Annotated in this window: 9 protein-coding genes; all 9 read left to right on the top strand. The window is 27.5% G+C overall.

Annotated features, from left to right (window positions below; all coding sequences use genetic code 4):
* Positions 1-6 precede the first annotated feature (6 nt).
* The 9 genes from rplS (at position 7) to UUR8_RS03220 (ending at position 14,905) form a co-directional block, all read left to right on the top strand.
* A complete protein-coding gene (gene rplS / locus UUR8_RS03265) occupies positions 7-378 on the top strand; it encodes a 50S ribosomal protein L19 (protein WP_004026076.1) in 372 nt (123 codons plus the stop codon).
* 133 nt (positions 379-511) lie between these two features.
* Entirely contained in the window at positions 512-1,996 is a 1,485-nt protein-coding gene (locus UUR8_RS03260) for a YitT family protein (RefSeq protein WP_004026232.1), read from the top strand.
* Positions 1,997-2,505: 509 nt separating this feature from the next.
* Positions 2,506-3,702 (top strand): hypothetical protein, encoded by a 1,197-nt coding sequence (locus UUR8_RS03250; protein WP_004026072.1) that lies wholly within the window; start codon positions 2,506-2,508, stop codon positions 3,700-3,702.
* A 25-nt stretch (positions 3,703-3,727) separates the two neighbouring features.
* Positions 3,728-4,168 carry a hypothetical protein gene (locus UUR8_RS03245; protein ID WP_004025648.1) on the top strand — a complete coding sequence of 147 codons (441 nt, stop codon included), beginning with the start codon at positions 3,728-3,730 and terminating at the stop codon, positions 4,166-4,168.
* 15 nt (positions 4,169-4,183) lie between these two features.
* Entirely contained in the window at positions 4,184-5,329 is a 1,146-nt protein-coding gene (locus UUR8_RS03240) for an ABC transporter permease (protein WP_004025543.1), read from the top strand.
* 4 nt (positions 5,330-5,333) lie between these two features.
* A complete protein-coding gene (locus tag UUR8_RS03235) occupies positions 5,334-6,332 on the top strand; it encodes an ABC transporter permease (protein ID WP_004025781.1) in 999 nt (332 codons plus the stop codon).
* A gap of 3 nt (positions 6,333-6,335) precedes the next feature.
* Entirely contained in the window at positions 6,336-7,901 is a 1,566-nt protein-coding gene (locus UUR8_RS03230) for an ABC transporter ATP-binding protein (protein ID WP_004025909.1), read from the top strand.
* Positions 7,902-7,918: 17 nt separating this feature from the next.
* Positions 7,919-9,238: an ABC transporter ATP-binding protein gene (locus UUR8_RS03225; RefSeq protein WP_004025988.1), complete on the top strand. Its 1,320-nt coding sequence runs from the start codon at positions 7,919-7,921 to the stop codon at positions 9,236-9,238.
* A gap of 18 nt (positions 9,239-9,256) precedes the next feature.
* Entirely contained in the window at positions 9,257-14,905 is a 5,649-nt protein-coding gene (locus UUR8_RS03220; protein ID WP_004026230.1) for a PDxFFG protein, read from the top strand.
* The last annotated feature ends 5 nt before the right edge of the window (positions 14,906-14,910 follow it).

The following is a 14,910-nucleotide window of genomic DNA, read 5'->3' as shown; positions in this document are numbered from 1 at the left end:
AAAAAAATGGCTTTATTTAAAATTAACAAAGGCGAAATTATGAATTTTGTTAATTCGACACAATTAAAAACAGATATTCCTAGTTTTGATTCTGGTGATACAATTATCGTTCATAATCGAATTGTTGAAGGGAAGAAAACACGGATTCAAAAATTTGAAGGTGTTGTATTACGTCGTCGTGGTTCTGGTTCAAGTGAAACAGTTATTGTTCGTAAAGAATCAAATGGAGTTGGTGTTGAACAATCATTTAACATTCACTCTCCACTTGTTGAAAAAATTGAAGTTATCAAGTATGGTAAAGTAAGACGTGCTTACATTTCATACATGCGTAATCGTTCAGGTAAATCTGCAAGAATTAAAGAACTAAATAAACAATAAAATGTTTACTTGGCTAAAAGCAACAATTATCTTTAAATAGTTGTTGCTTTTTTAGTGTTTATATTTAAAATATTATTTTAAGTAGAACAAAAAATTTTTCCTTTTATAAAAAAACCAAAAGGAGTTGATTTAATTGAATAATAATGAGGAAAAAACGCATCCTAAAAATAGAATTAAAAAGATTTTTAATTGAAGAAATAAAACTAAAGAAGCATTAAGAACCGAAAATAATTTATTAAAGCAAATAAGTAATGAAGCAACAATTCAACAAAGTGTACAAATTGAAAAAATTCGCTACAAGGCTGGTCTTTTAAAATTTGCTGCTCTTTATTCAACTAAAAAAATCTTTTTACGCTACTTAATCATTGTTATTTTTTCACTTCTTGCGAGTTTATTGGTTTTATTATTAGTTCATAATACTGGAATTTATTCAGCGGGAATTATGGGAACATCACAAGGGATTGCGCGGATTTTGCAATCAATTATGATTTCGAACCATAGTTCGCCAAAAGAAGCAAAATTAGCATATGATATTATGTTTTGATTGTTTGCAATTTTTGTAAACATTCCCTTACTAGTTTTTTCATACAAAAAAATTGGTAAACACTTTACATTAATGACATTAACATACATTGTTACTGTTCAAGTCTTTGGTTTTGCTTTAAGTCAAATTCCAAATGTTGAAAAAATTATGATCTTTGGGGACAATCGTTTAAGTTACCCACCTATTAATTCATTTTTTACTAATAGCATCTTAGATGAAAAAATAGCTCAAAATATTGAAGCTAATGTTCTAAGCTATGCAAACATCTCTAATTTAGAGATTCGAAATGAATTTATAAATTATGTACAAGCAAACCCTAATGCAACAATTGGTGATTTATTTCATTTAAATCAAACCACAGCTTATCGTCAAGCTTTATATGAGTTTGCAAAACCTTTATATGTTTTCCATGATCTTATTGTTAATAAAGTGCAAATTTTATCTTGAGTTGATCCAGATCAAGCAAGTAAAATTCCTTCTATTCTAATTTATGCAGTTATTTATCCGATATTTGATGGTATTTTCTTATCAATTATTTATATTGCTGGAGGATCATCTGGAGGAACAGATATTATTTCATTCTGATATTCTAAAAAATATGGAAAACCAACTGGTTCAATTCTAACTTACTTTAATGTAGCAACATTAATTATTGGGATTGTTTTAGGATCATTTGCACCTGCTGGTATGATTAATCCGCGTTATTGAGATGCTCAATATTTCTTTTCACCAAACATGGTAGCTTCTATTCTTGCTTCAATTGTTTTAGGAATTGTCTTTAATATTTACTTCCCAAAACACAAGAGTTTAAAAATTCAAGTTTACTCAAAAAATACGAGTGCAATTATTGAAAATTTACGTGCTAACGATTTTAATAATTCTATTACTTTAAATAGTTTAAGTGATTCATTATCATTAAGAACAAATTATTCATTAGAAATTATTTCACCATACATTGAATTACCATCCTTAATTCATTTAGTTCGTGATATTGACAAAGACTGCTTAATTGTTATTTATCCAATTATTGACATTGATGGAGAAATGGTTGTTAGAAAATCAACAATTAGTTAAAAAATATTAATTACTAAAATGGTCGTCATTGACCATTTTTTTATTCTATACAAAAAATAAATTAATCTAAAAAACATAATAATGTTAAGAAGAAAAATAAAACAATAATTTTTAATAAATAAGGGTAAATTATTAACTAAATTTATTGATTTTAATGATATAAACGCCTTTTTTTATAAAAAAATTGTAATATTTGGTATTTAATTAAACATTTTTATAAAAAAACTTTATAATATAACACAATAACTAAAAGGAGAAAAAATACGATGATTAATTTAAATAATAATCGAAATAATTTTTTTAATCATACTATTGGCATGTTTTATAACAAGCGTATTTTTTGCTCTCGTTTTATTATTATTTGCATTTCTATTATTTACAAGATCTATATTAATACGATTAAAATTAATAAGCGTTGAAGCATTATTAATAAAATGTATTTTTAAGTATAAATCAAAATAAATTAAAGGAAGTGTAGGCTCTAAGCACAGATTTTAGAGCAAAAATATATGAAAACAAAAAGTAATCTCAGAACAAGATTAATAGCATTTATTAGTACAATACTCGCAACTATTGTCATTAGTTTAGTTTTAATAACCAGTTGTTCTACAATAAATACTAAAAAAACAACAATTAGTCAAGATACCCAAGTAAAATTCAAATCAATCACTAATAATAGTATTAATCTTGCAAATGAAAAACAAATTTTAAAGCAAACACAAGATATTGAAACAAAAGCCTTTTATAATCTTTATGAAAGTTTAAAGCTTTATTTTGAACAAACCATTAAACGCTCTTTATATTTATATTATTCTTATAATTTCGCTTTATTAAATTTATATAACGCAAAATATCATGTTGAATTAAATGATTTTAGCTTAATTTATAATAAAAATCAAAATAACAACGACAATAGTTTTGATGTTAATTATCAAGTAAGTTTAGTTGTTGATGATATTGGTGATATTAATATCAAAACTAAACCACAATTTTATGAACCAATTCCACCAGATCAAAAAGTTAAAAATGAAGATTATCGTTTTACGAAAAAATTAAAAAACTTTTGATTTGGTTCAAAAAAAGCAATAATTGACTATTTCAATCAAGCAATTAGTATGCGAATCAATTATTCAAATGTAAAAATTTATCGTTCGATTATTAAATATCCAGATAGTAAAGATCATTATGAAGGATATACAATGACGAGTGGCAGTTTATACCGATGATTTAAACAAGCTATGCCAATTGATGATAATCAAAACAAAGTTCATTATATGATTAATGAAATCAGTGACTTAAATGTTGATGACGATGTTAAGTTATTTAATTTAAATGACACAATTTTAAAACAAGTTTTTGTTGTTGATCGTATTCCTGAAATACCAATTAAACCAGAACGCGATCTTGTTTATACTAATATTTGAAACAATAGTTTAAATGATTTTAACTTCTCACCTATCGAATTTTTAGTACCAACATTTATTAAAAAAGACGCTCATAAAATTACCCCTTTAAATTCAAAAACCAATAAAGAGTATTTAAACAACTTATACGCTAAGGTTTTAGTTGAGGGTAAAAAGAATAACAACACCTTAATTAAAGGTAAGTATGTTATCTATAATATGTATGATTATTTTGATTTAACACTTGAACCAGAAAAACCAGGAAGCATTCATCATTGTCATGCTGATGGTTATTGTCATTAAACAAAGGAGTGATTATCAAATAATAATGAGTAAAAAAAATCAAGCATTTCCCAATCGTTTATTAAATTATAAAAGCATTATTATCTTAATTTCTTTATTAGCACTAATGGTAATTAGTCACTTAATTGTTGAATTAATTATTGATTATCACCAATATCGTATCAATGTTTTTATAGCTTACACATGTATTTTCATGGTAGTTTTCTTATATGTTATTTTCTCGCGTCAAGCATATCGACGACGATGAGTTGCGAAATTAAGAAAATATAATGAATATAAGCTTAGTTCATGGGAAATCAAATTAGTTGATCGTTTTTATACTAATGCTAAATATGAATTACGATCTGTTGATTATGCCACAATTCGTTTAAACATTTTAATTACAATCATTACATTGCCAAGCTTTATTTATTCACTAGCTTGTATGATTGCTTATATTGTAAAAACAGCGCAATCAACTATTTAAAAATAGGAGTTTTATATGAATCAGAAAAATAGTCTTGAGTCTAATTCATCACAAAGTAATTATGGTGAATTACCCCAACAACCGACTACCTTAAACCAAAAAAAGCGAGTTAATTATTCATTTAGTAATAATTTTGTTATTTTTGGTGGTGGTCGTTCACTAAAAACAGCAGCTGATCGTGATCATGTTGTTGATCCATTAATTGATTTTTTCACTTTTGATTCAAAGTTTATGACATTCATCACTAAATCTTTGAAATTAATTGCTGAATTCTTTTTATTAGCTTGAATTGTAATTACAATTACATTCTTTCTAATTAATTCAGTACCTGGAGAATCTGCTTTAACAATTGGAATTACATCTCCAGAAGCAAAAAAAGCTATCTTAGCACAATATGGACTAGATCGTCCACTTGGTGTTCGTTATGCTGATTATTTAGCAAATATCTTTAGAGGAGAATTTGGGGTAAGCACTTCAATTCGTCCAGGAGTTGAAATTAATTCATTTATTTGATCTCGTTATCTAGTGAGTTTTGCTGTAGGGATATTTTCAGTATTATTAACGCTAGTAATTGGAATCCCTTTAGGTATTTTTGTTGGACGTAAACCAGGAGGAGTATTAGATAGTGTATCAACTGTGATTATTTCCATAGTTTCAGCTGTACCATCACTTGTGTTTGGTTTAATCCTACTATTAATTGGTAAAGAAATTGGATTACCATTTACATTCGATATTAATAATTTTGTAACTTATATCTTACCAGGATTAGCGTTATCACTTGGTTCAATTATTGTTTATGTACAATATATTAAAGTTGAAATGAATCGTGAGCTAAACTCAATGCATGCAAAATTTGCTTACTTAAAAGGGGCAACTGTTAATCGTTTTGTGTGATTACATGCTTTAAAACCATCATTATTCCCAATTGCAACATTCTTCCCGTTTGTAATTTTAGGATCATTTGTTGGGGCATTGTTTATTGAACAAATTTTCCAAATTCCTGGATCAGGTTCATTATTCTTTGAAGCAATTATTTCAAAAGATTATAACGTAATTTTATTGTTAGTAATTATTTATTCATTAATTACAATTATTGGTTATACAATTCGGGATGCTTTATATCAAATTATTGACCCGCGTATTAGAAGAGGAGGAAAATAGGCTTATGGCTAAGTTTGGACAATATTTAAAAGAAAAATCAAAAAGTCTCACTTCATCATTTGTTGATGAATTAGTTTCTGATGCACCAAATAAATTTTTACAACCTTTTCAACATCAACAATGAAAAATTATTGGTAATTTAATTGAATTTAGAGATAATGCATACATGGGTGGCCGTCCACGTCCATTCCGTGAATTTGCCAACCGTTATGGGCGTTCTTTTTCAGGATTGATTGGATTAGCAATTATTATTATTTTATTTATATTAGCAATTATTATTCCTTTTACAACAGGGTCACCAACTGAACTTCGTCCTAATCAACGTTATTTAGATTATTTTACAGATGGCTTCATTTTTGGGACTGACAATAATGGGCGCGATCTATGAGCAATGTTATGATGAGGGTTACGTTATTCATTGGGGATTGCAATCATTGTAACAGCTATTGAATTAGTTGTTGGGGTAACCTTAGGAATCTTAATGGGTTATTTTGAAATGTTTGATAAGATTATGACTTTCATTATTAAAATCTTAACAAACGTTCCAACTATTATTATCTTAATGATCTTAACAATTATTCTAAAACCATCATTTGGAGTAATGATCTTTGCGATTTCATTCTCAGGATGGATTGCAATGGCGAACCAAATGCGTTCACAAGTAAAACGTGCTCGTAGTTTCTTATGAGTAGCTGCCTCAAAAACATTAGGAACAAAAGCATGAAGAATCATTTGAAATTTCTTACCAATTTTAGTACCAATGATGATTACACAATTAGTGTTTAGTATACCAGGAGCAATTTTAGCCGAATCATCACTTGCTTTCATTGGTTTATCATTACCAAATACACCAACATTAGGTAATTTAATTGCTGATGGTTCATCAATTATTACTTTATATCCACGATTTACCTTAATTCCATCATTTTTACTAGTTTGCTTAGTTGCTTCAATTCAATTAGTTGGGGGTGCCACACAAGACGCATTAAGACGTCAAAGATAATTTATGAAACCAAAAAACAATCGATATACTTATATTAAATATCTTCGTAGTCAACGTGCTTTTGTTCAAGCATTAAAACCACAAGTTTTAGTAGAACCAACTTTAAATAATAATGTTCATTTAGAAGAACAACAAATAAATTTAGTACCACAATTAACTAATTTAGAAAATATTAATGAATTAGTAGTCAATGAGTTAGTTGAAACAAAATCAAATGAAGAAGTTAATATTCAAGATGTAATTAATTTAGAACAAGAAATTAATTATGAAAACAACAATAATCAAAATCAAGATTCAGATAATGAAATCTTTGCGACAACATTAATTAATGAACAAGCTAGCGGTATTAATGAAGTTAGTGAACAAAAACAAGAAAGTCCAAAAGTTAACAAAAAACATAAAAAACAAACAATGGCTTTTAAAGTTGCTAACTCACGAAAAAACTTTGATTTTGAAAAATTTGAAAAAAATGTTAAATATAAAACTTTTAAAGATGGCACAGTTAAAAAAATTGCTGCTGAAGTCGATAATGTACGTTTAACATTTACTAATCCTTCTAAACCTGAAGACCGTGCTTTAGTTTTACGAAATACATCTGTTCAATTTTATGAAGGTGAAGTTCATGCGATTATTGGTGAATCAGGATCTGGTAAATCAGTAATTACTTCTCTTTTATATGGATTGGCTGGAAAAAATGCGAACGTTGAAGAAGGCAGAATCTTATTATATAATAATGAAGTTCAAGATTTTAGCTTTAAAGATTGAGAAAAATCACGTTATTTAGGAAAAGTAATTTCAGCTGTTTTCCAAAACCCAATGTCAACACTAAACCCAACCATGAAAATTGGTAAACAAATTATGGAAGGGATGTTGATTAATGGAATTGTTAAAACAAGAAAAGAAGCTTACAAAAAATCAATTGAATATTTAAAATTAACAAAAATTAATAACCCAGAAGAAATTATGGAATTATATCCACACGAACTATCTGGGGGGATGATTCAAAGAGTTGTAATTGCTTCAATTGTTTCATTACATCCCAAGATTTTAGTTTTAGACGAACCAACAACAGCGCTTGACCCGACAGTACAAGCTTTAGTGCTAGATGTTATTCGTGAACTACAAGATAAATTTAAAATGTGTATTATTTTTATTACCCATGACTTAGGGGTTGTTGCTTCGATTGCTAACTACATTTCAATTATGTATGCTGGTCAAATTATTGAAGAAGGGCAACGAGATGAAATCTTATGAAACCCACAGCACCCTTATACTTGAGGTTTAATTATGTCAATGCCAGATGTTAATAAAGGTGATCGTTTAGCAACAATTAAAGGTTCTGTACCATCACGTTTAAATGAAATTATTGGGGATGCATTTGCTATTCGTAATGATTACGCATTGACTCGAGATTTTGAACACGAACCTGAAATGTATTATGTGAGTGAAACCCATCGTGTTAAATCAGCATTATTAGATGAACGTGCTGAAGAATATACACCACCACAAATAATTTTAGATAAATGAAATAGTTTTAAACAACGACAAGAAAATAAAAATAATCAATAAAATAAGGAGCATTTATTATGAGTGATACAAACCAGAAAAAAGCCTTTTTCAATCATAAAAAACGTTTTTGTCTGTCAGATAAAATTACTATTCGCCCAATTACTGAAGGTTTATTAGATCGATTAAACGCTAATCCAGAAAAAAAACGTTTAGTAGAGGTGCGTCATTTAGATGTTACTTATGGTCATGGATTTAAGAAGTTTAGAGCTGTTAAAGATATTTCATTTAATATTTATCAAGGTGAAGTTTTAGGGTTAGTAGGTGAATCAGGTTCTGGTAAATCAACAACAGGATCTGCATTAATTGGATTAGCGCGCCATAGTTTTGGTGATATTGTTATTGATGGTGTTAAATTACCAAAACAAGGCGAAAAAGTTACTAAAGAATTAACTGATTTTATGGTTAATAATGTCCAAATGATTTTCCAAGATCCATCTAACTCACTTAACCCTTATGTAAATATTGAAACCGTTGTTTCAGAAGGATTAAACAACATTAAAGACTTAAAAAAATCTTTCTTACGTTTAATTTATAAAGATTATTTACGTGGATTAAAAAAAGAACTTAAAGCTAAAAATTTAGTTAATAATGAACAAGCTCAATCTTTTTTAGAGAAAGCACAAGATTTAAAATTTGATTATTTAAATGAAACTAATCAACAAGAATTAATTCAATTATTTAATGAATTAGAATTAACTAATTTATCATTAGATAATAATAGCGAAAAATTAGAAAAAGCATTTGATGATATTAATACTTGAAAATCAAAAACAAGAACAGATATTACACGTCATTTAATTTTAGACGTTCTAAAATCAGTTGGTTTAGATGAAACTGTTCTTCGTCGTTATCCATTAGAATTCTCAGGTGGTCAACAACAACGTATTGGAATTTCAAGAGCTGTTGCTCTTCGTCCCAAACTATTAATTGCTGACGAACCAATTAGTGCTTTAGACGTTTCAATTCAAGCACAAGTTGTAAACATTTTTAAAGAATTAAAAGCTAAATATGATTTAACAATTTTATTCATTGCTCACGATTTACGAATGGTTGAATATATTTCAGATCGAATCGCTGTTATGAATAAAGGAGTGTTATTAGAAATTGGTCCAACAAAAGAGATTGTAAAGAATTTCTTACATCCATATACACGATCATTAATGGAAGCAGTACCATCAATTGATTCAGATAAAAAATCTTTATTAGGTTATGTATATGATGCTAATATGCATGGATATACTCATGAAAAACAACCTAAATGAATTCACTTAGGTAATGATCATTATATTCTTGGAACAGAAGAAGAAGTTGCTGATTGAAAAGTAGGGAAATATTAGAAAAGGAGCGAAAGCAATATGAAAAAAAGGTTAAACTTATCCGCTAAAATTGCAATTGCTTTTGCATCAGTTGGTGCATTTGCTGGAGCAGTAGTTGGATTTATGAAATTATATGCTATTTCAACAGGAGGTCTTGGACGTCAAACATTACAAGTTAATAGTAGTTTTGATACAAGAATTCCAAATCGTCAAGTTGATCGTGCTTTATTAATGAACCAATTTGGAAAACCTGTTGCAGAATATGATTTTAAAGCTAAAAAAGGCAATAATACACAAGTAACTTTATTAGTTGATTTTGGCAAATACAAAGAAGGTCAAAAAATTTCTTATATTGAATTTTTAGATACTTTTGTTAGTCTAAATAACAATAACTTACCAAACTTAAGATTAGAAGTTGGACCAATTGTTTTTAACAATAATTACATTAATAGTATTTCGCCAGATGAATTTATTGAATTCACTAATTGATTTTTTAAAAATGTTTCTTGAGGACCAGATTTATTAACTTTAAAAGAATTTAAACTAAGTCGTGGTATACAACAAAACGGTAACGCAATTACATTAGGACTACATAGTGGTACAAGAGAAAGAACAGTAATTGAATTCTTTCCTGACGCCTTTTTTGGATCATTACCAATTTATAATATTAATGCTGGACCTGGTAATGCTTATGATTCATTAGCACGTCAAGTTAACAAAGAAGCAATGATCTTAGAGGAACTAGAAGAGTATCACCAAAAAATTCCATTGATGATTTCGGCTTACAATAGTCATAGTTTTGGTGGTGTTAAATTAATAAATGTTCTAAAAAATGCAAAAAACACTTATTTATTTAATGCTGATAAATATTTTGATTTAACAAAAGATCCATTAAATTTCCCTAGTCTAAAAAATCTTAAAGCAAGTGATAGAACTTTAAACTATCTTTTTTATGCTGAAAATGAACAACAAGCGAAACAAAAAGTACAAGCATATTTAAATGAACTGCAATTTGTTAAGGGTTTAATTCCAAAAGATAAGAAATTTAATCCTAAGATCGATGTAAAAGCTGATGAAATTAATAAAGTTAAAATTAATGAATTTATAGAATTTAATGGTAGTTCCTTACCACCACTAGGTGGTTCACTTGATCTTGAATCAATTGGCAAAACAAGAGGCGGGCAAAATTATTTATTAGTTGATGCAACAGTCGGTAATAAGCAACAAAAAATTAAATATTATATGTTTAAAGAAGAATTTACTTCTAGAGCAAACCCAAGTAATGATGATGAGTTTATTCAAAATGATAATAGTATATTAGCTTCAAGTTTGCGTGAGATAATAACTAAGAACTTTGATGATTACATTAATCAAAAACAAAATTTCAAAAATGTTTACGACACCGATTCTACATTTGCAAACAAAAAATTTTATGTTTATGATATTAATGGCAATGGTAAAAATCCACACTTTTATAAAACAAAAGAGTCGTTATTACAATCTGAATTAGTAAATTACGATGAAAAAAAAGTTTCATTAGTAACAATTAGTAAGGCAAAAGTTGAAAGCTCAAAAAAACTTATTCTAACAACTAAAGAAAATAAAGAAATTATTTTACAAGAACCAGTTAATAACCCTAAAGGTTATAATTATGATTCAAGTTTTGATGATGCCTTTAATACTTTAAAAATTGCAGCAAATTACTTTGATATTTTTACACCTCGTTTAATTAAACAAGGAAGTAAATTTGTTAATGGTAAAATTGTTAAAACTTATACTGTATATGTTGATGCATATAGTGGTTTATTAGATAAAGTTTTAAATAAAAACCGTCATTTATTACAAAAAATTAATGGTATTCATACAGAAGTTGTTCAAGATAAAAATGGTAAGAACACATATAAAGTTGTTAATGGTGAATATGAAGGTATTTACGCAACTGATCGAATTCCATACTTATCATTAGTTGCAGAATCGGACCCTGCTTTTAAAACAACTGGTATTAATTATTTAAAATACGTAAGTACACACGAATATGGGCACCACCAAACATTACAAGATATGAAAGATATTAGTGATAGTGATGATTCGGTTGTAGGAGGTGGAATTGATTCTAGAACTGGGGTTAGTGATGAATCATATGTTAATGGTAAAGTATTGCAAGATTATTTGAATGCGCGTTCTAGCGGAATTACTTTTAGAAAAACAGATGTTGACTATAACCCAACTAAAAACGGATCATTCTTTAATTTTTCATTAAATAACGATCCAAAAAAACCAATTTGAGAATCAGAAAAAGATATTTTTGGATCTGCCAATGCTGATAATCCAAAAGCTTTCTTTGAAAATAAAAAACGTCGTTTTCTACAAAAATATGATGAATTATATGAAGCTGCTAAATTACGTAATGTAAAACCATATGATTTATTTATTATGAATTCATTTGACCACGAATCAGCAACTGTTAATCCATCATTTGGCCCTAACATCAAAGATCCAAGTCGTTTAAAAGCTGAATATTACTTTTATAACGAACAAGAACAAAAAGACAATAATTTTAGATTTGGTAGTGTTATCGAAAAACCTGGTCTTTCAAGATATGATGGCATTTTAAAAGATGGCATGGGAACACCAATTAAATTTAGTAAAGATGGTAGACCAATTATTTATAGACTTCATAAGAAAAAACATCCATATACAAAAGACGATATTGAAATTTTAGTTAAGACTAAAAATAATATGCCAGTTATTGATTTATCAACTTGTTTAAGAGCTGATGGTACAATAGATATCTCTAAATTTAAAAAGCAAGTAAAAGAAATTGAAAATTCAATTAATAGTCTAATTATTAAAAATTACTATAATGGTGGTTGAGACGAAAATGGCAATTTTGATACATCAATGTTTAATTTAAAAACATACATTGATCATCAAATGTTCACTTCGCCTGAAAAACGAAAATGAGCTGAGCGAATCACTGATGCGATGTTTAAATATGCGGACTTTAATATTAGTAAATCTTTAAAATTAAATGAAAAAGCAAACGTATCTTCTGTTCCATATTATAAAAAAGTTCTTTCACAAATTGCTGGTGAAGATGTTACAGGTAAAACTTTTGATCAGTTCAAATATACTTTAGCAACTTTACAATATAATGCATCAAAAATATGAGATAACAAAACTAAAGAAGAACTTAATAAACTTGATCCAGAATTATTAGAAATTAAAAAATATTATGATAAACAATTTGATCGTTTTGGTGTTAAGGATGTTAATGTAGTTGCTCAAACAACATTATTTAATTACTTTGATATGGGAATTGAAGGCAATAACGGTTATAAATATTTTGTTAAACCAAAAGAAGCAGAACTATATAAAACTATTTTAAGAACAAAATCAAAAGAATCAATCGAATCAATTATTGGTATTCGTGCTAGCTATCTTACACAAAATAAGATTACTTCATATGAAGAATTATTTAATAAAGGCATGATAAATTTAAATCAAATTGGAACTATTAAATTAATAGTTAATAAAAGTAATGGTGAAGGAAAGCCAGAAAAAAAACTTGATGAATTAACTGAAAATGAAATTTATCCGTTAATGGTTTTAACACCATCAGAGGCACAAGCAATTAATTTTAATTATTTAAAATCAAACAATACATCATTTACTCCATTAACTATTCAAAATAAGGATGGAACAAAATTTTACATGATTAAATTTAAAGACATTCCATCTTTAATTGAATTTATGTCAGTTGATCCATCTAAATATACAATTGTTGAAAATACATTAAGTCCAAACCATGAAAATATTCGTAAATGAGATTATGAATATCTAAAAGAACGTTATGATGTTGATAAATTCTTTAATGAAGTAATTAAAAAACAAGAACAATATAAAAATATAACTTTAGAAGAATTTAAACAAAATCTAACTGGTTTATTATTTGATGGATTTACAGAATCTCACGATATTTTTAAATTCTATAAATCGAAAGATTTTAATGCAAATGAATTAGATAAATATAAACAAGTATTTGATGGTAAATTAGGTTTATATGGATTTAGAAGCTTTGGTAATAAATATGATAAACCAGCTTCTCCATATGGAGAACCACTTGATACATATAACTTTGCTGGTAATCCGCAAAATGTTTGAGAAGCAAAACCAAATGAAAAAAATGTACGTACTGTTGATTCAATTATTAAAGGAATTCAAGTTGAAATTGAACGAAAACACCGTCAAAATTACACTCTAAACTTTGGTCAATTATTACAATATGCTTTTGGGTTTACAATTTATACTGACAAACCCGGTGGTTCAAATGATATTTATGGTCAATTAGGATCATTTTTTGGAATAACTCAATCATCTGAAATTCCAAACGATGATGGAACAGTTGTTTCATCAGATTATGTAACATTAAATAAAAAACGTGTTCAAGAAAAACTAAATGAAATCTTTGGAGATTATGTATTTAATATTGCCGAGGTATTAACACGTGACTATGTTCAAACTGTATTTATTCCATCGCAAAAAGAATTAGATAATTTACCAAACTACATTTCAGGATTAAGTGATTTTAATACTGGTAATGAATATGTGTTTAGTGGTGATAATACAAAACAATGAAACGAACGATTAATCCCAGTTAATAATTTTTTAAGTACATCAAATACAATTGCATTAAATGCATTGTTTGCAACTAATGATTATGAAAAAATTCAAAACGTCTTAGCAAATCAAGCTCTAAGTGTTTATCGAAAAAATCAACAATTATTTGATGATTATGCAACAAAACCAGAAGAATTAGAAAATAACTTTGCTAAAGTTAAAGAAAGTTTTTTATCTGATACTAACTTCTTATCATTATCAAAAACTCATGACAATGATGTTTTAAATAATTTAAATTCATATTCTTTCTTAACACGTTTAAGTGCTAAAGCAAATGCTTATATTGGTAAAACAAGATTGACAAACAATGGTTTCTTTAAAGATCGTTGATTAAGAAAAATTATTGATTGACAAATCTATGACGACAATCGTGAACCAATCAAGGATAATCATTTAAATATTTTAGAATTAGATGATAAAACAAAAGTTACCGATCGTGCTCGAGCAATGTGATTATATATGTTGAGATCAAAAGGTATTGGCGATCGAACACTAGCTCAAATATATAGAAATAAAGAAAAAGATTCAATTTTAATGTATGGTTTCATTAAAAAAGAATACAAAGATAAAGTTAAAAAAATTGCAATTAAAAACAAAAATAATGGCAATATCGAATACATCGATGTTCATACAAACAACACAAATAATTTATTCTATTTAAAACGTCAATCAGATATTAATTCTAAATGAACATTAGAAGATGAAGGTTATGTTTCATGAACAACTGATTATGCAATTTTATCTAACTTCACTAACCAGTTAATTGGTTATGATTCAGTCAATGCCAAAGGTAGTGAATTTGAAATATATTTTGTTGATGAAAATCTAAAAGAAGTTATGGATTTAAGTGATCCAAACCACCCAAAAAGTTTAATGAATTTGGGCTCACGTAAGTATGTTGCTGAAAATGGTAAATCATACGCTATTTCGCCAGTCTACGCAAGAAATGAAAATACAAAAGAAAAAAACCGTACTATTATTAGAATTTCAAACCAATTCTCAATTTAGTAAAT

The organism is Ureaplasma urealyticum serovar 8 str. ATCC 27618, assembly GCF_000169535.1.
In the GTDB taxonomy this organism is placed as follows: domain Bacteria; phylum Bacillota_I; class Bacilli_A; order Mycoplasmatales; family Mycoplasmoidaceae; genus Ureaplasma; species Ureaplasma urealyticum.
This window is presented reverse-complemented; position numbering and strand designations above follow the sequence as displayed.